The following is a 19335-nucleotide window of genomic DNA, read 5'->3' on the forward strand; positions in this document are numbered from 1 at the left end:
CGGCCGGATTTAAAAATTATCTGAAATGGCTTTTTCTATCAGCTTTTTGCAGCGGTCAAGCTCTGTCTTAAGCTGTTTTTTGTAAAGCTTCGCAGCTTCATAGTCTTTAAATTGATAGAGAACGACTTCCTGGAGTTTGGCTCCCTCTTTTTTCACTTTTACTTGCTTTAAAATCCCGTCATCCAAAAGTTCGTGAAGTGAACGGTACACCTCGGTATGATTCGGCTTAAAACCGATGGGTTTAAATTCCGAACGCAGCACCTCGAGAAGCTTCAGTCCGTAAAGCCGTTCCTGCTCTGTCATTGTAATCATGTAAAGCTTTAAAAAGGCTCTTTGTTTCACTAAAAAACCGGTTGAACTTCTTTTTTCTTCTTTCAATATGTGCACATCCTTCCTTCTAACAAATTATTCCATGTACTAAATATTCTCTTTATATTCCGTTTTCCCTTTTATTGTTCGGACAGTTTGGTTTGTATTGATTTGTTTTTTGGATGCGGGGAAAAATAATCTCATTGAACATTTGGTACATAGTTTATTTAGTTTAATTATAGCTGATATCGGTTTCTTTTTCACTCTTTTTTCTGCAAAAACGGATCTTTATGCCTATTTAATCGGGTTGCGAAATCAAAAAAAGAAAAGACCCGTCACAAAGACAGGTCCCCTTTTGTTTAAGGATTAGTTGACCACAAACCGGCAGTTTTGATGAAAATGCGCGGATGTAATTTCAATTGAGCAACCATATATTCTGCAAGATCCTCAGGCTGCATGACTTTTTCCGGATTGCCGTCTGTCAGATTTAATTCAATAGACATGTCGCTTGCAACCGTACTCGGAGTCATTGCGCTGACACGGATATTGTGTTTTCTGACTTCCTGCATGAGAGATTCGGTCAGACCGAGAACGGCAAATTTAGAAGCGCTGTACGCACTTGTCGCCGCGGCGCCTCTTTGGCCCGCCGTAGAAGAAATATTAATGATATCTCCTGATTTTCTCTCAATCATTTCAGGAAGAACGGCGCGTGTCACGTGGTATACACCCATTACATTAACTTGAATGATGTCTTCCCACTCTTCAGGCGTAAGATCCAAAAATCCCCCGAATTTGCTGATTCCGGCATTGTTAATCAGGATGTCAACCTCACCGAGTTCTTCTTTAATAGAGGAGACGGCTTGTTCAACCTCTTTTTGGTTTTTTACATCGGCAGCAGCGAATGATGCCTTTACACCAAGGGCTTTCACTTCTTCCGCAACCTTTTCGACATTTGCTTCTGTACGGCCGATTAAACCGATATTGACTCCTTCTTTGGCTAAAGCGATAGCGGCGGCGCGGCCGATTCCTCTGCCCGCACCCGTGATTAGAGCCGTTTTGTTTTGTAAGCTTTCCATGTCTTTCACCCTTTCTGAATGTCCTTATGTACGATTTCACATTATAAGCAGAAAAAAAACAATTAGCAAATAAAATGATTCAGCACGACCCGTAAAGGGTATCAACTGAAAAAAAGGAGTGAAAAGCAGATGATCATCATTTTGTATATCAGTGCTGCCGTTGCGGCTGCCGCATTAATTTATGCAGCCGTATCCGCCGTGCATTTTAAAAGAAACACAGCGCCTGATATAAAGAAGATTAACGCCGCGACAGCGTCTATGCAGACGTCCGTTGAAGAAATCAAAACAGAAACCCGTTTGTTATCACAAAAGCAGAAAGAACTGCAGGAAGACTTTCTTACTAAAAAAACAGCCGTGCAAACGACGGCAGCCGAAGTTAAAGGAACGCCTCACGTGCTGAAAATGCTCTGGAACGCCGGTAAAAGCGGTTTATGAGCCTGCATGTCATCCGACGTTTTTGATGACACTAAGAGAAACTGGCGGATTCAAGGAGGCATAACATGATTTGCGATCGTGAGCGGCTTGCGCATTTTTTGCAGCAGCTTAAAGCATTATCATCTTCGGGAGGATTTACAAAATCGGATTTGCTGACTCCGGAGTTCCATTTAGCCAAGGACGGAGATCTGGATATGTATTATTCGCCTCATAATGAGTATATCAACCCACATGCTGCGGTTGTCATCTCCGGAATTACACCCGGTTTTTTTCAGATGCAGCGGGCTTACAAAGCAGCGGCACAGCTTTTAAAAAACGGCGAATCTCTTGAGTTGATAGCATATGAGACAAAAAAAGCGGCCGGACTTTCCGGTTCCATGAGGCAGCACATCATCGAAATGCTTAATGAATGCGGTCTGCCGGCCGCGCTTCACGTTGAGGATTCATCCCGGTTTTTTGATTCAAAACGGGAGCTGCTTCATACGACATCCGTTATCAAACACCCTGTTTTTTATAAACAGAAAAACTATACGGGACACCGGCCGGCCATCAGCAGATCAGCTCTTCTCAGCCGTTACGCGCTGACATGTTTTCCGGATGAAATAGAAATGATGAAAAAGGACATTCTGCTTATCCCTCTCGGTAAAGCAGCAGAATCCGCCTGCCGCATGCTGAAGAAGAACGGCAGAATGGGCCATGCGGTCATTCTGGAAGGCTTCCCGCATCCGTCCGGAGCAAACGGACATCGTTTCAAACAATTTCACGAAAACAAACAATCGTTACGTGAACAAATGCAGCGGTTTGCCGGGTTTCTTCAGCAGCCGTAAAAAAACGCCCCGAATTTTCGGGGCGCTGCTGTTAAGAAGCGTATTCAGGCAATGCTTTATTGTGTTTTGCCGTTTTCTCTTCAGGTATTTTGATTTGATTTGTCAAGATTGCACTTACGAAATAGAGCGCTGCGAAAATCCATACAACGCCTTGTGCGCCGACAAGCCCGATGAACGCCCAGGCAAGCGCGGGGCCGACAAATGCCGACAGGCCCGCAGCCAGATTTAACACAGACATGGCAGCACCTTTATTGCTGCCGGCCGCCGTCGGCACGATAGCCCCGATCGGAACGAACCCGGCGAGGAGCCCTCCCCATATAAAACCGACAATGCTGACGAACAGCAAATTCCCATGTGATACAACAGGAGCATAATATAATAAAAGAGTAAAAATGCCGCAGCCCACTCCTCCGAACCACATGACGGTCTTTTTCCAGCCGAAGGCATCGCCGACTGCGCCGAATATTAAGTTAAAGACGATATTTCCGAGAAAGATCGTTCCCCAAATTTGCAGCCATACATTTGTAGAAATGCCGTGCTGCGCCATATGCAACGGGAGGAATACCGGAAATCCGTATGTTCCGATGCTGTTAATGATCCGAATGATCCCCCCAGAGAGCACGCGCGGATTTTCAGCAAGGATGGTGATTCCCTTCATTAATTCCTGCGCCTTTTCCCGCTTATCTGCCTTTTTCTTTTCAAAGCGGTCCCTATTTAAAATCAAAGCAAAAAACGCGCCGAGGCATACCCAGAAAATTGAACTCCACAGCGTATTCAAATAGCCGAAGGATTTGATAGCCCAGCTTGAATACCAAGCACCGAATACAAACATCCCGCAGCAATATGCAATCCAGAACCAGCCGACCGCCGTACTGAGCCTGTTTTTCGGCGAACGGTAAATCACCCATGTCAAAAATGAATAGGCAAACAGCGGGTAACCCAGCCCTTTAATAAAATACGTGACATACATCACCGGCAAGTTAAGATTCTCAAATCCGTATGCGATAAACGCGGCTGTTCCGATGACGTAAAACAACAGCCCCATAAACATCGTCCGCTTTGCGCCGAAGGCTTCGAGGCAGACCCCTGAAAACCACGACGCCACAGCAAGAGAAATACCGTAAACCGTAAACAGGGATGCTGATTGCTGTACCGTCAAGCCGTTTTCAACTAAAAACGGGCTGAGCCAGCCTTGTTCAAGGCCGTCCCCCATCATAAACAGCACGACCCCTAAAAATCCCCAGGCGAGCTGTTTTGGAATTCCTATTTTATTAAGCATTTTTGTTCCTCCTCAGCAATCTTTCATGTTGTCATCTCATCCCCAAGTCAGGCTTTCACCGCCGGTTGAAAATGAGTAAATAATTTTTGCGTATGTTTCCATTCTTCATATAGGAAGAGATCCGTCTGATCCGCTTCCGGCTCAATTATCTTTGTGCGGGTCGAAAGCTCTGCTTTCACACCGAGAGCTTCGTTGCAAATCATCACCGCTCCCATTGCGGATGCCTGGCTGAACCCCTCTCTCTTATAGATTTTCTTTTGAAGAAGGTTAGCAAGAAACTGCGTCAAAGCATCGCTTTGGAAACCGCCGCCGCACACCTTCACATAATCTTGTGAAAAGGAAGCCGCCTCTGTTAACGCCTCATAGTTCCATTTGATTGAAAAAGCGATTTCCAGCAGTGCGGCTTTAACAAAATGGGCTCTGCTTAAGTTTTGGGACAGCGGAGCGTCAAATATAAATCCGCCTTTTGCCAGTGCGTTTTTCTCAGGCGATAAATAGGAGCCTAACGCAGATATACAAGCATGATCATGTTTCGGCAGACTTGCGATTTCCCGTTCCATGACGCTGTAGGATTCATTCGGATAAAAAATGGATTTTAATTTTTGATAATTGAGTCCTGTTACACCCGGATTCGTTTCAAGAAGCCATTGACCTTCTTCTGTATGGCAATTCAGCCATGCATTCTCTAAACTTTCGGTTCCGGTCTCCGCTGTTATCTTTGTAATCGGCGTCGTTGTGCCGGATACGATGACGATATCTCCCGGCTTTGCATCTGCACTTTTGATGGCAAGCTGTGTGTCTCCCCCGCCTGCAATCACAGGCACTCTTTCAGAAAGACCGAGCACCGCCGCTTTCTTAAACGTTAACATTCCGACAACCGCCCCAGATCGGACGAGTGAAGGAAGAATGGCAGAAGACACACCGAAGATGTTGCATAATTTCTCTGACCACGCCTTTTTCCTTACGTCAAACAGCAGTGTTTCAGCAGCCTGTGACGGTTCATAGCTTAAAATTCCGCTCAGCTCAAATGTCACCCAGTCACTGATGCTTGTGATGCACTTCACTTCTTTCCATAAAGACGGCTGTCTGGCTTTTAATCCAACAAGTTTCATGGCGGAAAATAAAGCGCTCGGAAGACGTCCGGTTTGCTGATGCACTTCGTCTTCTGCCTCAATCCCGCCTTCCCATTCACGCCCTCTGTTATCAATGTTGGGCAGACCGAGAAATGCCTTTTTATCTTTATTGATCAAAACGATTCCCTGCCTCTGGCTTGTTGAGGTGATTCCGATTAATGTAATATGAGGGCTCTTGGCAATAGCCTTTCTTGCCATAGCGCTGATTTGCGTCCATAACCCTTCCGGTGAGAAATATCGTCCGTCCGGATAAAGCGGATCCGTCACATATTCGATGTCTTCCCTTTCAAGCGCGGTCACTTCGCCGCCGGCAGTCACGACCGCGACTCGCGCATTCCCAGTCCCGATGTCAAATACAAGGTAGCCTTTTTGTTCAGCCATTACAGCCTCCTCCTTCCGTTTCAAGTTCTCTTTTGTTATAAAGTTCACGTATTGTGCAGGTTTGATCTTGTTTCCATTTGAAAAGCGCTTCATTTAAAATCTTCACATGATGATCTTCCACTTCAAATGTTGCGCCCGCTAAATGGGGAGTCGCGAACACATTCGGCAAAGAGATCAAATCATAATCAGAAGATTCAGGCGGTTCGTGATAAAACACGTCAAGGATCGCTCCCTTAATCCGCCGTTCTTTCAGCACCCGCAGCAGCTCTTCCCTGTCTGTAACCGCCGCTCTTGACGTATTGACAAAAACAGCTTCCTGTTTCATCAATTGAAAGTGCCGGGCGCCGATAAGGCCGATGGTTTCTTCTGTGCGCGGCAAGTGAACGGAAACAATATCACTTTCAGAAAATACCCGTTCAATCGTCGTTTTTTCATACTCCCGGTTTTCATGACGGACAAATGGATCATAGTAAAGCACCTTGCAATCAAAAGCGGCCAATAGCCGGGCGATTCTCTGTCCGACAGCGCCGAAACCGATAAGGCCGACTGTTTTCCCCGTCAGCTCATTTCCCCTGAATTTGACGTAAGCCTGCAAATAATCACCATTCCACTTCCCGTCCTTCAGCCACTGATGGGAAGAATACGTATGACGCAAAAATGAAATCACATTTCCGATAAACATTTCAGCAACGGCCTGGGCATTGCGGGCCGGTGTAAAGAAAACGGGGATTTTTCTTTTAGTCGCCGCCGCAATATCCACATTAGACGGCATTCCTCTGCAGACACCGATAAAAGCGGAATCCGGCAATATGTCAATAACACGCTCAGACACCTCATCAAGTTCAGTAATAAGCCCCGACGCGTTTGTCTCTTGAATCATTCGGAGCAATTCATCTTCCCGATAGGCCCGGCCGTGCTTCTTCCACGGCCGGTGCACAGTCCGGCCGAACAGCTCAGTCAGCTCCTTCAGCCCCTCGTCGTGATATGGCGCAGTAATTAAAACCGTCATGGTGCAAAACATCCTTTTCACATAAATTTTCCCATAAAAAAATCTCTTTCCTCAAAGAAGGAAAGAGATTCATATACCGTCTTTATACGCTTGAAGCACACAAATATGTATAGATCATTCTTTCCTATCTTTCAAGCATACGCTTGCTGGAATTGGCACAATAAATGTTGCCGAGGTTTCTTAGGGCCAGTCCCTCCACCTCTCTGGATAGAAAATAAAATGATGAAATTGTCAGGCTGTTTAAAAGAATAAACTCATCATAGAAAAGTCTTTCCATGATGTCAACACTTTTTTTCTGAATTGACGTTCGATTTTGAAATGTTATAATGCTTACAATATAAACAAAGAGGAGAAATGGGCTATGAATTCTGCTGCAAAACAGCCGAACGGGGTCTTTAAGTCGGTATGCTCACTAGACTGTCCCGATCAATGCGGCTTGCTTGTGACAAAAAAAGACGGAAAAATCGTTAACATTCAGGGAGACCCCGATCACCGGGTCACATCAGGGAATATTTGCAACAAAGTCAGACACATGGCTGAGCGTATTTATGATGAGAAGCGCGTAACCGTTCCGTTAAAACGGATCGGTAAAAAAGGTGAAGCCGCGTTTGCGCCTATTTCCTGGGAGGAAGCGATCAATACGATCAGTGCGCGCTGGAAAGAGCTTATTGCCGAAGAAGGAGAGGAAAGCATTCTTCCGTACAGCTTTTACGGCAATATGGGAAAACTGGCGGCAGAGGGAATGGACCGCCGTTTTTTCCATCGTCTGGGAGCGAGTCATCTCGAACGGACGATCTGCAGCAAAGCCGGTTCTGAAGGCTATAACTATACAATGGGTGAAGGAGCGGGTACTGATCCGGAGGAGACCATACATGCAAAGCTCTTTATTTTTTGGGGGATCAATGCCGTCAGCACGAATATGCATCAAGTCATGATTGCTCAAAAAGCCCGGAAAAAAGGAGCTAAAATTGTCGTTATCGATGTACATAAGAACCAAACCGGCCGGCTTGCCGATTGGTTTATTTCCATTCGCCCCGGCACAGATGCCGCACTCGCCCTCGGTATCATGCATGTCTTATTCGACGAAAACCTTCACGATGAAGCATTTCTCACAGAATACACCGAAGGCAGTGACGAATTAAAAGCGCATGTTAAACACTATGATCCGGAAACGGTTTCTGCTATTACAGGCGTTAAAGCCGACGATATCAGACGTCTTGCGAGAATGTACGGGGAAACCTCCCCTTCCCTTATCAGGATCGGAAACGGCATTCAGCACCATGACAACGGCGGAATGATCGTCCGCACCGTCGCCTGCCTTCCGGCTGTTACAGGACAGTGGCTCAACACCGGAGGAGGCGCAATCAAGCACAACAGCGCGGTATTAAACTATAACAGACAAGCGCTCCAGCGGCCTGATCTGCTTTACGGCAGGAAGCCGCGATCATTTAATATGAACAGGCTCGGAAGCGTTCTTTTAGAAACAAAACCGCCCGTACGCTCCCTGTTTATTTACGGTACGAATCCTGCAGTGGTTGCGCCGGAAGCGAATAAAGTCAGAAAAGGCCTGCTGCGGGAGGATTTATTTACAGTCGTTCACGATCTATTTTTAACGGAAACCGCCAAATATGCGGATATCGTGCTCCCTGCTTCATCCGCATTTGAAAACACAGATTTTTACACGTCTTACTGGCATCATTTTATTCAGCTGCAAAAACCGGTGATCGAACCCTACGGGGACAGCAAATCGAATACGGAAGTGTTCCGTTTGCTTGCCGAAGCAATGGGATTTACCGAGCAGGAGCTTCAGGATTCCGATGAAGAGTTGATCAGACAGGCGCTGGACTTTCCCGACAATCCGTATATCGAGGATATTGATTACGAAGCGCTCTCACGCCATTCCTTCATGAAAGCCAAACGGAAAAAACCGCTTTTTCCGGGAAAGCTCAAGACACCGAGCGGAAGAATTGAATTATATTCGGAAAAGATGAAACAGGACGGTTATCCGGCGCTGCCGACACACATCCCTCTTGAGAGCGATGACGATTTTCCGCTTTTATTTGTCCCGGGACCGAATCATAATTTTTTAAATTCAACATTTTCGAATAATGAAAAACACGTAAAATTAGAAAAAGCGCCAAAGCTTTTTATTCATACAGAAGATGCTGTACGCCGGAACATAGAAGACGGGGAAACCGTTAGAGTTTGGAATCACCGCGGCGAGTGTGAATTAACAGCTTCGGTCGGCGAACAGGTGCTTCCCGGCGTTGCAGTCAGCCAAGGTCTTTGGGCCGATATGGATGATAAAAAACAGCTTGTCAACTCGCTCACGCCCGATCGGCTGGCGGATATGGGCGGAGGCGCTGTTTTCTTCTCCGGAAAGGTGCAGGTGGAAAAGCTCAGCAATCAAAACCGCCCGCAATAAACGCCGGGCGGTTTTGATGAAGGCTGAATCCTTTCAGCCGGCTTCACCGTATAAAAAGTGATAACGTTTATTGGAGGTTTGCTGTATGGATATCATTACCGGCATCGGAATCGCTTTAGCCGGATATTTCATCGGAGACGGATTGAAAAACTTTAAATCACCTGATCCTCATGAACACACTGACCACATTCTCATTAAAGAAAAAGATCTGCACTTCTATATTGGTTATTATTTAGGAGTTACGAAGGAAGAAGCAAAACAAATCGTGCCCGACACCTCTGACATTCCGCATATCACGAGAAACGGAAAGCGGTATGTGCAGAAGAATACATTAAGAGAATGGCATCATTATTTTCGGTTGTCAATAAAGTGCAGGCTCGGGGGGACGAATACTTAGAAATGTTGACTTCCCGACAGCACATGACTCTTATTGCTATTGCCCATTTACCGACGGAAGATACCACACTTATGAATATCGCTAAAAAGCTGGGCACAACAAAACAAACCGCTAACAAATTAATTTCAAGCCTCGCGAAAAAAGGATATGTTCACACTGTGCCAAGCAAACTGGATAAACGTGCAATCAATATTGAGATTACCGCTGAAGGAAAAAAAGCGTTAATTTCCTGTTCAGAAAAATCCACCTATTTTTTAGCGGATATGTTTCATGACTTCACAACTGATGAAATTGAAACATTCTGGAGGCTATTGCAAAAACTTTATCGTTTTGATGGTGAAGAACAGGATGGTTTTGAAGAAAAAGCACATTTGAAAGTTAAAGATCAGGCACAATTCATCTCAGATGACTATGAAGAAAAAATCATGGCTGAATTTTCAAAACGGCGATATGGGAGTGCAGACGATGAATAATATGGTTTATCGAAAAGTAAAAGAAACAGAGGATAAAATGAAGGAAAATTGCTATGAGCTGAAAGATAAAATTGATCAATTTATTTCTCATGCCAAATATAAAATTCATCGCAAACGTAAACTGGACCGAGCCGGCAATTATATATCAATTGCCATTGGACTCTTTATCCTAACTGCCTCATGGCTGACCGCAACACAATGGCTGCTTTGGATAGGCGCGGCGAGTATTTTGAGTAATGCCTGTTTGCTCATTATAAAGCCTGTTAAAAATTGAAAATCAGAAAAAAGCTCTCTAAAAGAGAGCTTTCTTTTATTAATCGTCCCAGTCTTCATCTTCTTCCCAGTTTTCTTTTTTTTCAAGCAGCCTTCTGTAGAAAAATTCAATAAAGCTGTCGGCTAGCTTGTCTTGGTATCCAAGTACTCTATCCCAAATAAAAACAGGGCATTCATTATTACTGTTCATTTTATTAGTATCTAAGGCATAAGCAAAAAAATCAATATCTTCTAATATCACAAGTCCATCAGATAACTGATAATAATTACGATATTCCTCTGTGGTTTCAACTACCGAAGCCCCGCCAAAGTCATACCCTAAAATATCAATTCCATATAAGCCGCCAGAGCCAAAGTTTCTCAGAAACCATTTATAACTATCAGGAAGTTGTAGTTGGAGCTCCTTCTCTATATTAATAATCTCTTTTTCACTTATTCCTCTAGTAAAATAACTGTCTGCTTTATTTTCAGTTATAAACTCTATAGTTTTTTCATATAAGTCCATTGATATCTCTCATTCCTTTTTTATTTTTCATATTGTTTTGCTCTCCATTTCCAATACCTGTCTCGGAAATTATCATACTGGGCTTTTAGAACCGGATCGTTTCTAAAGCTTTCACCATCAGATTTAAGCCTATGGATAATGCCGCTATATTTAGTATGTAAGCTATTTGGAATTTCAAGCATTGGACCAGGCTCCTCTTGAATTAAATGGTGTAGATTTATTTGTGTCCCATCTTTCGCAAAAGGTGCATTTCCACTTTTCATTAATTGAAGATTCGTAAGGCCTTTACGATTTTTTTGGTTCATATCAATATCTTTCATAGTATACACTCTGCGGCTTATGTCTTTAACTTTTCCCTTTGCTTTTACCTTGCCCTTAACCTCAAAGGCACCATACTTTTCTTTATTTAACCAAGGAAGGTTTATTTCTTGACCAGTAAACGGCTTTCTCGTTCCATCCGGGATTTTCTTTGCATAGGTCAAAAGTTCATTTTTAAGGTTTTGGCTGTCAACCACATTGTATGGTACGTCACCCGACAGAGCAAGATCATATTTAGAGTTATAAGGAAGCAGTTCTGGAAGTTTAATGTCTTTAATTTTCTTCCCTGCCTGTCCTGTCTTGTTTATGACCTTCCCCGCCGCATCAGCTTTGTTAACGGCTCCTGCGCCTTTCGTTCCGACGACAGCCACAGCTGCTGAACCAATTGCATATGTCACCCATCTTGATCTGGAGTAAGCATCTCCATTTACCATATCCTTTTGATACGATTCCTCGATTGCTGCTGAAACAGCATCATATGTTTTAACAGGATGAAGTACTGCATTCCCCAGTGCTGACAAGGTTTCTCCCGGATCGGTTATGAAGTCCCATAGACCGGTTACCGTGTCTTTCCCGACATCATATAAACCAACGCCGGCTCCTTTTAATATATCCCAAGTCACTTCTCCGGCTTCTTCCAGCTGTTTTGCTTGTTCAAGCTGAATGACATATTGCTGCTGGGAAGGTTCAAGGTTTTCATAGCCGATCTTCTTCACAATTTCCAAATATTCATCCGGATCGGCCACACCGTCAGCCAGCTTTTTCTTCAGATCCTTGATTTCCCGTTCTTTCGCCTCTTCCTTTTTAATCGTCAAATAAGCATCCGAATGTCTTGCAATCTCGCCTTTTTTCTTATGTATGTCACTTTCCCTGTATGCTTTGGCGTTATAGTGAAGTGGTGTTGCGTTTTTCCCTTTACCCGTGGCATTTTGAAGCTGCTGAAAATCTGCCTGAATGAAATGTTCGTTTGCCTCGGTTTCTGCGTATTCTTTCGTTAGATCATGATCAAGCTTTCCGAGCTTATGTATGGTCTCATCCCGTTTTTTATCTGCTGAATCCAGCTTTTGATCGACATCTTCTGTCGAGAAAACTTCTAGATGAATGATATCACTGATTTCATCAAGGATACCTTTCATTTCATTGCGCTGCTCCTGCATGATGGCTTGTGATTTATTCTTCGCATGAATCAGCTCATGTTCTAAAAATGACTCTTCCACAAAGGAATCGGCTAATCCGGCATCAGCTACTTTTCCTGAAATACTGTTAAGAAACGCAATCTTCATATCGATCAGATCAAGCCAGCTGTCTGTGACACCGGCGTGATCTTGAAAAAAGGCTTTAATGTTGTCTGCGCCTTTGCCTGAAAACTCACTGTCGTCTAAGTCAGCCATTCCCTGAAATGCTTTTCTGAGATTGATAAATTGTTCTCTAATCTGATCGTATTGTTTTGCCCGCTTTTCTGCGGCTGAAATGAACGAGGCTGCTTCAAATACTTTCATTTACGTTTCCTTCCCGCTTCTTTATTCCTAAATTTTACCACAGGATATAAGATTAGATGAATCTCTTGCATTTGTCGAACTGCTTTATTCAAGATCATAAAATTTCAAAGAAAACCTTACACGAAAGATCGGGGATCGGCAAAACAAAGCCAGATATAACATATATTAAAAAATCTCTTGCATTTCCGCACCCGCCATGCTATATTTATATAGCGATGAGCTGAATTGTGTAAGCCGATGCACATGCCCTTGCGGCACACACGAATGTGGCGTGTGGTGTATCGCCTCAATACGCAAAAGACGTTTGCTTCTGCAAACGTCTTTTTTTATTATCCGATTTTCGTTCCGTTCGGTACTGTCTGCTCTGGCGTAAGCAGGACAACGTCTCCTTTTTCCGGGATGCCGCCGAGAACGAGAACTTCTGACTTAAATCCGGCGATCCGCCGCGACGGAAAGTTGACAATAGCTGTCACCTGTCTGCCCGTCAGATCACCCGGTTCGTACCGTTTTGTAATCTGGGCGCTTGATTGTTTCATGCCGATCTCTTCGCCGAAATCTATTGTCATCTTAATGGCCGGCACCTTTGCTTCCGGAAATACTTCCGCTTTTACGACCGTTCCTATTCTGAGATCAAGCTTGATAAAATCTTCAATGACTGCCATATCAAAAACTCCTTTTTTACAATCATGTTACCAAAAAAAGAAGCAGTTTATTTAACCGATTTTCAGGATTATTTATCAGATTGAAAGGTGTTTCGGAAGACACGCGGCGTTATTCCCTTATGTCTGACAAACCATCTGGTAAAGGAAGACAAATTTTGAAAGCCGACCTCCTGACTGATGTCTGTCAGCCGGCATTTTGTTTCAATAAGCATTTGTTCCGCTTTCTTCATACGGAGCTCAGCAATATAAGCTTGCGGGCTTTTTCCCGTCTGCTTTTTAAACCAGTCGGAATAATACGCCGGGTGGTAATGTTCCATTGCGGCGAGCTCTTTAATTGTAAAAGTCTTTGAGAGATTTCGGCGGATATACGCAATTGAATCATTCGTACGGTTTTCTTGTATCTTTTCAGCAATATATTCTGCAAGCAGACTCAATGAATGAGCCGACTGCTGCTTTGTCTCTTCTGTCAGCAGAAACCGAATCGATGTCCAAAAAGGATCAAGCTTATTCAGAACGCCGGGGTCAAAGGAACCTTTGAAAAAAAATGCCGGTATGTCGAGAACGAGACATTCATTTCGCTCCAAAGAACGGAACCGATGTTCATGCCCGGGCGGAATATACAGCATTTGGTCAGGTTTTAATCTGATTTCACGTCTTTCTGTCTCCAGGTCCAGCTGTCCTTCGAGCGGAAAGAGCATTTGGCAGTATGCGTGTGCATGAGAATCAAAAATATGTGAATAGGTGCGCCGCTCACAAATGATATGTTGTAATGAATCCATTTGTCCCTCCTTTTTACATGATGTGTCTTTTTATTTAGTTTACATAATAATATTATTGTTCCCTCTCCTGCAAACCTCTTAGAAAAGCAACAACTGCAAACTTCCGGCTTTCCTTAATTGATTCGGTTAATTCAAATGCACTCTGTTTTCTCAACACGGCAAATCCGTGAAGAAGGCTCCTCAGTCCTCTCGCAGCATGAATCGCAGTGTCAGACTGTGCATAACCGTTAGCTGTCAGCTGCTTGACAACAAGCTCTACAAGCAGGCTTGACAGATTCTCAATCCGGCCGTCTTTTATCTTTTGAAATGTTGCGTCATATAATCCGGGATTGGCTTCGGCGAAAATGATATAGGCATCGGCAAGAGCGAGCAAAGCCGTTTCACCCGTCAGTCCTTCTGAAGAGGCCGACATTTTTTCATATAACATAGTTAAACCGGAGACAGCCAGCTCTGTTTTAATTCCTTGAAGGCCATTGACAAAATTGTAAAGGGAAGGCGGTTTTACGTTTAAGGACTTTGCAACGGCCGCAAGCGTCACTTCGTTCAGCCCTTTTTCGTCAGCGATACCTGCTGCGGCTCTCAATATCATGTCAAGGCTCATTCCGACTCTCGGTGACATTATGATCGGCCTCCCGACAGGCTTCGTTCAGCTTCCTCAGCAGCCTCAGCCATCATTTCAACGGGATTGCAGAGAACATTTCCATGTCCGGCGGCCAGACTGCTTGGTTGTTGAGCGATAAGCATTCTTGCTGTTTTTACAGCTTCTTCTTTATTCCACGTAGCAAAAGCCGGAAACGGAAATTTCCATTTCAGCTTCCCTGAAACAGCAAGGCCGCCCCGTACTTGAAAGGCATCTCCGACGATCAGCATATCATTTCTCATATCTTTAAAAGCGAGGCTTCCCGGCGTATGACCGGGAGCGGGAATGACAAGTAAAGATCCGATCCGCTCGCCGCCTTTCAGCAGGCGATCAGGTTCAGTCTGAACATTTTTCGGCACTCCCCCCTTTATCGGCGTTTGTGCTTCATGCTCAAATAATGAAGTGTCACCTTTCAGCAAGAAAGAATCCCGCTCAGAAATACAGACGGAAGCATCCGGAAAATCCGCAGCTAATGAGTCAAGCGAACCGATGTGATCCCCGTGCGCGTTGGTGAGTAATATGTCATTCAGCGGCTTCCCAACCTGCCGCAATGCTTGTTTGATTCCTTTATAACTGTTAGGCAGTCCGGCGTCAATCAGGGTTACTCCTTCTTCTTCTTCAACCAAATAACAATTCACCGGGAAAAGCGCTGGAAAAAAAGTCAGCTGCCAAACCCTTCCGTATTGTAAGATTCTCATCAACATCCCTCTAAAACTAATATCATTAGTTTTATTTTAACTAATACTGTTAGTTTTTCAAGAGTTTTCTGTTTAAATCCTGAGAAAGGCGCGGGCGATTCTCTTATGCCAAAAAAAGAAACGTGCATAATGTGATAAAAGATGCTTTCAGCCTGCGAATAAATCAGACTACTAAAACCAGCCGGATAAGCATACACTACTCAACGGAGGGGGAGTTCCACACCATGCATATCACACTTCAAAGCATCTGCCCTGTCTTAATGATTGCCTTTTTTCTGTATAAAAAGGTGAAACGGTCCGTCGGCTTTCAGCCTTTGAAACCCCGCTGGCTTTATACAAGAATGATTTTGTTTTCATTGCTGGCCGCAGCTCTGGCGTTTTTCAGCATCACACACCCGGCTTTATACGGCCATCTTATATTCGGCACTTTTTGCGGCTGGCTCCTGGTCCTGTTTGCTAAACGGAACATTTCTTTTGAAGAACGCCGCGGAAAAATGTATTTTCGCACTCACCTGTGGATTGAACTTATTCTATTAACGTTATTCCTATCGAGATTTGTTTATCGCGTTATTGAAATTTACCGGGTCACAGCGGACTTTACCCATCCGGAGGCATACAGCCAAACGGTCGGGGCCGATCCGCTGACCATCAGTATCTTTTATTTCATCGCAGTTTATTACAGCGGCTTCTCTTTTTATGTTTTAAAAACGAGCAGAGACCAAACCAATAACAGTCAGTACGGCTGACATCCCTGTCTAAAAAGCAGGGATGTTTTTTAATCGTGCCGCGTATGGTGAATCATTTGCTGAAGCACATCTAACACATGTTCATCCTCAGGTGAATAATAGATGGATGTTCCTTCTCTGCGTGATTTGACGAGGCGCAGATTTTTAAGAAAACGTAGCTGATGAGAAACGGTAGACTGCAGCAAATTCAGCTTTTCTGCGATATCATTTACCGCGTGTTCACCCTGTGACAGCAAATGGAGAATTCTGATTCTGGTCGGATCAGACAGCGCCTTAAAAGTCTGGGCAACCAAAAATAAAGTTTCCTCATCTAAATCGACAGCGGGGTCATTCGTGTTTCCGGATTCGTGAAATTCAGTCATATACCTCACCCTTCTTTTCTCAAGTAGCCCAATTATACCAAATGTCAATTGATGCAGATACATCCTGCGCCTGACAAAAGAACCGTTATTTTAAATTTATGTTTCAAATACGGGTTTCCGCTTGGTTTCGCGCATTCATCTGTGTCATAATGAAAAAGTCATAATGCTCCTGAAATTGAGGGTGAAACACAGTGGAGAAAAAGAAAAAAGGCTGTTTCGCTGCCGCGGGTCTTATGATGATATGTGTTTTTGTCATGGTTTCCTTCTTCCTCATTCTGTTATTTTCAAATAATGAATGGCTCAAAAGTCTTCCGTTTGATGTCAAACCGATCGTGCTTGAACGGCTGACAGATTACAAACCGCTTGTTGAAGACGAGCTGGATGAAAAAGGACTCACCAAATATACATCGCTTGTACTCGGCATGATATATCAGGAGTCAAAAGGAAGAGGAAATGATCCCATGCAGTCTTCAGAATCTCTGGGTTTAAAGCGAAATGAGATTAAAAACCCTCAAACCAGTATCAAACAGGGAATCAAACAATTCACTCTCATGTACCAAACAGGCAAGAAAAAAGGCGTAGACTTGGATACAATTATACAAAGCTACAACATGGGAGCCGGCTATATTGATTTTGTGGCTGAACATGGAGGATCGCATACTGAGGAACTGGCAAAACAATACTCCGAGCAGCAGGTCAAAAAGAATCCGAAACTTTACACTTGCGGAGGGAACAAAGACAATTTCCGTTATCCCTACTGCTATGGTGATTACACGTACGCAGAAAAAGTAAAAGCAAAAACAAAAACCGTTGAACAATCCTTAAATGTAACAACACTTGAAACGCTTGAAGAGTAAAAGGCGCCCTGATGAGGCGCCTTTTTTCAATCAACAGAAAAAAAGCCGCGCAGAGCACGGCTTTTTTTAATAATACGGTGAGATCATTAAGTATACAATGACACCCGTCAGACTGACATACAGCCAGAGCGGCATCGTCCATCTCGCGATTTTTTTGTGGCGCTCCACTTGCATGCTGAATCCTCTGATCAGCGTAAACAGCGCAAGCGGCACGATAACGGCGGAAAGACAGATGTGCGTAATTAAAATAAAGAAATAAATCCCCCGAATGATGCCGTGGCCGCCGAATAAAGTATTCTCAGCTATCGAGTGGTACACGACATAGCAGATCAAAAACAGCAGAGTCGTCGTAAACGCCGCCAAAATAAAGCGTTTATGCGCTTGAATATTTTTTTGCTTAATCATAAAGAGCGCTGCCAGCAAAAAGATAAAAGTAAAGCTGTTAAAAATGGCATTTAACATCGGCAGAATATGAATATTGGCAATGCTGACCTGTCCCGATTTCGGCATAAAAAACAGCACCGCAATTAACCCGTTGATCAAAACGGTCAATGTCAGCACGATACCGGTATAACTTTTAGGTTTGTTTTCTGTCTGATTCATCTTATGACCTCTCTCAATTTTACTGACTATCCAAATGGTATGAGAATTCAGCTTTGATGTCAACGGTTTCGTCCGCTTCGTCAGAAATTAGACAAACTTAAGCCCTAAAAAGACCGGGCGTTTGAGACCCGGCCTTTCGTCATATTATGCTTCCTTCAACAGTTCTTCTATCACCTTATGTTCATTTTCATTCAACAGATTTTTTGGAATGATCCGATCTATCGGTTTATTCATATGCTGATCGAGAATATCAGCTGTTTCTTTGTCCCCTGCGATTACGAGACGCTCCCATTGGTGTGAAGCGGCCTTTTGATCAAGGTTTGAAGCCAATCGTTTATACAGCCTGTTTTGGTTTTCTTCGACATGGGCTTTGGCCGCATCTTCGTCCATCGATGCGAAGCTTCCGCTTACATCCTGCGGTTTCCACGATTCATTGATGACGTCGTATTGATAATGCTCCACCCCTTCAATTTTTCCGAGTACGGTTTCTATGATCTTCACTTCATTCTGCTGGGTGAGAATAAAAGCCGTGCTTGGAAATTGTTCACGGAGAAGTTCTAATTGATCAAGGACAGCCGTTTCTTCCCAATAAAATCGTGTTTCGACAGGCACCTGCAATTCAATCGTCTCCCAGACACCGCCTTCCCCCGATGCAAAAAATACGAGGCTTCGCGGCATCTCTTTACCAAGCCCATCGATATATTGATAGACACGTTCCATGATGCGGACGAGAGATTTTTCTTCTTCCGGATCACTTACAGACAGATACTCTTTTAATCTCCGAAAACCGGTTTTCAAGGCGATTTTCCACTCTCCCCCCTGCTGATCCGGATTTCTCATATCCGTATTTACATATAAGGAAAGCATTTTATCAGGAGATTCCGTCATTACGTACTTCAATTTGCCGATGAGTGAGTCAATTGCCATTATAGATTCCTCCTTTTTCCGCTGCTCACTGTTCCTTTCCCTATCTGCACCGCCTTAAAAACGTCAATCCACATATAAACGGCAGACTTTTCTAAAAAAGTTTTTGCAAAACCCATTTACAAACCAAGACATCATTTACTACAATGGATACTTGTGTTTGACTAAGACTTTTACGCTGTGAAAGGAGTATGATTTTGTTTACTGCAGAAGAAAGAGATCAGAAAGAGCTGGAAAAAGAGCTTCATAAACTTGAATTTCAGATTTTCAGAATGCGGGAAAATCTGATAGATGTATCAAAAGACGCGCGAGTGCTTGGTATTGATCAATCGAACAATGACGATTGGATCATTGTTTCCTCGATTGATGATGGCCAAACATGTAAGATTATGCTGACTGATTGTGAATCAGCCTACCGGGGAAGAGGCTGTTTTTCACTGATCGCTTCTTATTATGATAATGCCATTCATATCGGGGACATTAAAGGGCCGCCGAACCACGGCTATGGCTCGATCTGCATGAAATTTTTAAAACATATCGCCAGAGAGCAGAATATCCCGAAAGTGACGGGCGACATCGCTAAGCGTGATTGGGATCATGTCGACCGGCTCGTTCATTTTTATGAAAAACATCAATTTGATGTCTGGATTGACAATGATACGCAATCAGGCGGCATTAAATGGGTCGACCTGTAAAAAATGATAGATAAACCCTCGTTAATATGG

General features: G+C 43.8%; 23 protein-coding genes and 1 riboswitch. Of the genes, 9 read left to right on the top strand and 14 right to left on the bottom strand.

The window, feature by feature from the left end:
* Positions 1-9 precede the first annotated feature (9 nt).
* Complete coding sequence (gene rtp / locus G9F50_RS08945; RefSeq protein ID WP_003153833.1) at positions 10-378, bottom strand: replication termination protein; 369 nt, start codon at positions 376-378, stop codon at positions 10-12.
* 290 nt (positions 379-668) lie between these two features.
* Complete coding sequence (locus G9F50_RS08950) at positions 669-1385, bottom strand: 3-ketoacyl-ACP reductase (protein ID WP_015417604.1); 717 nt, start codon at positions 1383-1385, stop codon at positions 669-671.
* Between the two features lie 129 nt (positions 1386-1514).
* Between G9F50_RS08950 and G9F50_RS08955 the strand changes: the two genes are divergently transcribed.
* Complete coding sequence (locus tag G9F50_RS08955) at positions 1515-1820, top strand: DUF948 domain-containing protein (protein WP_003153826.1); 306 nt, start codon at positions 1515-1517, stop codon at positions 1818-1820.
* A gap of 65 nt (positions 1821-1885) precedes the next feature.
* Positions 1886-2647 carry a hypothetical protein gene (locus G9F50_RS08960; RefSeq protein ID WP_060562912.1) on the top strand — a complete coding sequence of 254 codons (762 nt, stop codon included), beginning with the start codon at positions 1886-1888 and terminating at the stop codon, positions 2645-2647.
* Between the two features lie 31 nt (positions 2648-2678).
* On the opposite strand, the gene G9F50_RS08965 is transcribed toward G9F50_RS08960, so the two are convergent.
* From G9F50_RS08965 to G9F50_RS08975, 3 genes are read right to left on the bottom strand one after another with little or no spacing between them, the layout of a single operon-like run.
* The gene (locus G9F50_RS08965; RefSeq protein WP_060562909.1) at positions 2679-3926 is read right to left on the bottom strand and encodes an RbtT/DalT/CsbX family MFS transporter; all 1248 of its coding nucleotides are present in this window, start codon (positions 3924-3926) and stop codon (positions 2679-2681) included.
* A gap of 47 nt (positions 3927-3973) precedes the next feature.
* On the bottom strand, positions 3974-5440 hold the full coding sequence (locus tag G9F50_RS08970; RefSeq protein ID WP_077722439.1) for an FGGY-family carbohydrate kinase: 1467 nt from the start codon (positions 5438-5440) through the stop codon (positions 3974-3976).
* Positions 5433-6449, bottom strand: a complete 1017-nt coding sequence (locus G9F50_RS08975; protein WP_060562905.1) for a 2-hydroxyacid dehydrogenase — start codon at positions 6447-6449, stop codon at positions 5433-5435. The genes G9F50_RS08970 and G9F50_RS08975 overlap by 8 nt, the downstream gene beginning before the upstream one ends.
* Positions 6450-6570: 121 nt before the next feature.
* Positions 6571-6663: riboswitch (SAM riboswitch) on the bottom strand.
* A 147-nt stretch (positions 6664-6810) separates the two neighbouring features.
* Between G9F50_RS08975 and G9F50_RS08980 the strand changes: the two genes are divergently transcribed.
* From G9F50_RS08980 to G9F50_RS08995, 4 genes are all read left to right on the top strand, one after another.
* The gene (locus G9F50_RS08980) at positions 6811-8874 is read left to right on the top strand and encodes a molybdopterin oxidoreductase family protein (protein WP_060562903.1); all 2064 of its coding nucleotides are present in this window, start codon (positions 6811-6813) and stop codon (positions 8872-8874) included.
* An 85-nt stretch (positions 8875-8959) separates the two neighbouring features.
* Entirely contained in the window at positions 8960-9271 is a 312-nt protein-coding gene (locus tag G9F50_RS08985) for a hypothetical protein (RefSeq protein ID WP_060562901.1), read from the top strand.
* Positions 9214-9744 carry a MarR family winged helix-turn-helix transcriptional regulator gene (locus tag G9F50_RS08990; protein WP_060562894.1) on the top strand — a complete coding sequence of 177 codons (531 nt, stop codon included), beginning with the start codon at positions 9214-9216 and terminating at the stop codon, positions 9742-9744. The genes G9F50_RS08985 and G9F50_RS08990 overlap by 58 nt, the downstream gene beginning before the upstream one ends.
* Positions 9737-10018, top strand: a complete 282-nt coding sequence (locus G9F50_RS08995) for a hypothetical protein (protein WP_060562892.1) — start codon at positions 9737-9739, stop codon at positions 10016-10018. Before G9F50_RS08990 ends, G9F50_RS08995 begins: the two co-directional genes overlap by 8 nt.
* 39 nt (positions 10019-10057) lie before the next feature.
* Here G9F50_RS08995 and G9F50_RS09000 read toward each other — a convergent pair whose 3' ends face one another.
* The 6 genes from G9F50_RS09000 to G9F50_RS09025 all read right to left on the bottom strand — a co-directional run bounded on the left by G9F50_RS09000 (position 10058) and on the right by G9F50_RS09025 (position 15118).
* Positions 10058-10522: an SMI1/KNR4 family protein gene (locus G9F50_RS09000; RefSeq protein ID WP_060562890.1), complete on the bottom strand. Its 465-nt coding sequence runs from the start codon at positions 10520-10522 to the stop codon at positions 10058-10060.
* A 20-nt stretch (positions 10523-10542) separates the two neighbouring features.
* Positions 10543-12339, bottom strand: a complete 1797-nt coding sequence (locus G9F50_RS09005) for a T7SS effector LXG polymorphic toxin (protein ID WP_060562887.1) — start codon at positions 12337-12339, stop codon at positions 10543-10545.
* A 329-nt stretch (positions 12340-12668) separates the two neighbouring features.
* Positions 12669-13001, bottom strand: a complete 333-nt coding sequence (gene csaA, locus G9F50_RS09010) for a chaperone CsaA (protein WP_043021809.1) — start codon at positions 12999-13001, stop codon at positions 12669-12671.
* A 68-nt stretch (positions 13002-13069) separates the two neighbouring features.
* The gene (locus G9F50_RS09015; protein WP_060562885.1) at positions 13070-13780 is read right to left on the bottom strand and encodes an AraC family transcriptional regulator; all 711 of its coding nucleotides are present in this window, start codon (positions 13778-13780) and stop codon (positions 13070-13072) included.
* A 52-nt stretch (positions 13781-13832) separates the two neighbouring features.
* Positions 13833-14399, bottom strand: a complete 567-nt coding sequence (locus G9F50_RS09020) for a TetR/AcrR family transcriptional regulator (RefSeq protein ID WP_060562882.1) — start codon at positions 14397-14399, stop codon at positions 13833-13835.
* Positions 14399-15118, bottom strand: a complete 720-nt coding sequence (locus tag G9F50_RS09025; protein WP_060562880.1) for an MBL fold metallo-hydrolase — start codon at positions 15116-15118, stop codon at positions 14399-14401. The genes G9F50_RS09020 and G9F50_RS09025 overlap by 1 nt, the downstream gene beginning before the upstream one ends.
* A gap of 224 nt (positions 15119-15342) precedes the next feature.
* On the opposite strand from G9F50_RS09025, the gene G9F50_RS09030 reads away from it, so the two are divergent.
* Complete coding sequence (locus G9F50_RS09030) at positions 15343-15864, top strand: CcdC protein domain-containing protein (RefSeq protein WP_007407994.1); 522 nt, start codon at positions 15343-15345, stop codon at positions 15862-15864.
* 29 nt (positions 15865-15893) lie between these two features.
* On the opposite strand, the gene czrA is transcribed toward G9F50_RS09030, so the two are convergent.
* Positions 15894-16226: a Zn(II)-responsive metalloregulatory transcriptional repressor CzrA gene (czrA, locus tag G9F50_RS09035; RefSeq protein WP_007407993.1), complete on the bottom strand. Its 333-nt coding sequence runs from the start codon at positions 16224-16226 to the stop codon at positions 15894-15896.
* 191 nt (positions 16227-16417) lie between these two features.
* Between czrA and G9F50_RS09040 the strand changes: the two genes are divergently transcribed.
* Complete coding sequence (locus G9F50_RS09040; protein ID WP_003153802.1) at positions 16418-17083, top strand: lysozyme family protein; 666 nt, start codon at positions 16418-16420, stop codon at positions 17081-17083.
* 66 nt (positions 17084-17149) lie between these two features.
* Here the strand turns inward: G9F50_RS09040 and G9F50_RS09045 are convergent, their stop codons facing one another.
* Positions 17150-17686 carry a DUF420 domain-containing protein gene (locus G9F50_RS09045; RefSeq protein ID WP_003153801.1) on the bottom strand — a complete coding sequence of 179 codons (537 nt, stop codon included), beginning with the start codon at positions 17684-17686 and terminating at the stop codon, positions 17150-17152.
* Between the two features lie 144 nt (positions 17687-17830).
* A complete protein-coding gene (locus tag G9F50_RS09050) occupies positions 17831-18613 on the bottom strand; it encodes a VLRF1 family aeRF1-type release factor (protein ID WP_060562878.1) in 783 nt (260 codons plus the stop codon).
* Positions 18614-18801: 188 nt separating this feature from the next.
* Between G9F50_RS09050 and G9F50_RS09055 the strand changes: the two genes are divergently transcribed.
* Positions 18802-19305, top strand: coding sequence for an N-acetyltransferase (locus G9F50_RS09055; RefSeq protein ID WP_014305189.1), 504 nt, complete (start codon positions 18802-18804; stop codon positions 19303-19305).
* Positions 19306-19335 lie beyond the last annotated feature (30 nt).

The organism is Bacillus sp. EKM206B (genome assembly GCF_011066015.1).
GTDB classification, from domain to species: domain Bacteria; phylum Bacillota; class Bacilli; order Bacillales; family Bacillaceae; genus Bacillus; species Bacillus velezensis.

Excerpts from the sequence above, each read along its gene's own strand:
- G9F50_RS08975 (WP_060562905.1), bottom strand. The coding sequence starts at position 6,449 with ATGACGGTTTTAATTACTGCGCCATATCACGACGAGGGGCTGAAGGAG.
- csaA (WP_043021809.1), bottom strand. The coding sequence starts at position 13,001 with ATGGCAGTCATTGAAGATTTTATCAAGCTTGATCTCAGAATAGGAACG.
- G9F50_RS09045 (WP_003153801.1), bottom strand. The coding sequence starts at position 17,686 with ATGAATCAGACAGAAAACAAACCTAAAAGTTATACCGGTATCGTGCTG.
- G9F50_RS08970 (WP_077722439.1), bottom strand. The coding sequence starts at position 5,440 with ATGGCTGAACAAAAAGGCTACCTTGTATTTGACATCGGGACTGGGAAT.
- G9F50_RS08965 (WP_060562909.1), bottom strand. The coding sequence starts at position 3,926 with ATGCTTAATAAAATAGGAATTCCAAAACAGCTCGCCTGGGGATTTTTA.
- G9F50_RS08990 (WP_060562894.1), top strand. The coding sequence starts at position 9,214 with ATGGCATCATTATTTTCGGTTGTCAATAAAGTGCAGGCTCGGGGGGAC.
- G9F50_RS08950 (WP_015417604.1), bottom strand. The coding sequence starts at position 1,385 with ATGGAAAGCTTACAAAACAAAACGGCTCTAATCACGGGTGCGGGCAGA.
- G9F50_RS08955 (WP_003153826.1), top strand. The coding sequence starts at position 1,515 with ATGATCATCATTTTGTATATCAGTGCTGCCGTTGCGGCTGCCGCATTA.
- G9F50_RS09055 (WP_014305189.1), top strand. The coding sequence starts at position 18,802 with ATGATTTTGTTTACTGCAGAAGAAAGAGATCAGAAAGAGCTGGAAAAA.
- G9F50_RS08980 (WP_060562903.1), top strand. The coding sequence starts at position 6,811 with ATGAATTCTGCTGCAAAACAGCCGAACGGGGTCTTTAAGTCGGTATGC.
- G9F50_RS09030 (WP_007407994.1), top strand. The coding sequence starts at position 15,343 with ATGCATATCACACTTCAAAGCATCTGCCCTGTCTTAATGATTGCCTTT.
- G9F50_RS09050 (WP_060562878.1), bottom strand. The coding sequence starts at position 18,613 with ATGGCAATTGACTCACTCATCGGCAAATTGAAGTACGTAATGACGGAA.
- G9F50_RS08985 (WP_060562901.1), top strand. The coding sequence starts at position 8,960 with ATGGATATCATTACCGGCATCGGAATCGCTTTAGCCGGATATTTCATC.
- G9F50_RS08995 (WP_060562892.1), top strand. The coding sequence starts at position 9,737 with ATGAATAATATGGTTTATCGAAAAGTAAAAGAAACAGAGGATAAAATG.
- G9F50_RS09005 (WP_060562887.1), bottom strand. The coding sequence starts at position 12,339 with ATGAAAGTATTTGAAGCAGCCTCGTTCATTTCAGCCGCAGAAAAGCGG.
- G9F50_RS09020 (WP_060562882.1), bottom strand. The coding sequence starts at position 14,399 with ATGTCACCGAGAGTCGGAATGAGCCTTGACATGATATTGAGAGCCGCA.
- G9F50_RS09015 (WP_060562885.1), bottom strand. The coding sequence starts at position 13,780 with ATGGATTCATTACAACATATCATTTGTGAGCGGCGCACCTATTCACAT.
- G9F50_RS09025 (WP_060562880.1), bottom strand. The coding sequence starts at position 15,118 with ATGAGAATCTTACAATACGGAAGGGTTTGGCAGCTGACTTTTTTTCCA.
- G9F50_RS08960 (WP_060562912.1), top strand. The coding sequence starts at position 1,886 with ATGATTTGCGATCGTGAGCGGCTTGCGCATTTTTTGCAGCAGCTTAAA.
- G9F50_RS09000 (WP_060562890.1), bottom strand. The coding sequence starts at position 10,522 with ATGGACTTATATGAAAAAACTATAGAGTTTATAACTGAAAATAAAGCA.
- czrA (WP_007407993.1), bottom strand. The coding sequence starts at position 16,226 with ATGACTGAATTTCACGAATCCGGAAACACGAATGACCCCGCTGTCGAT.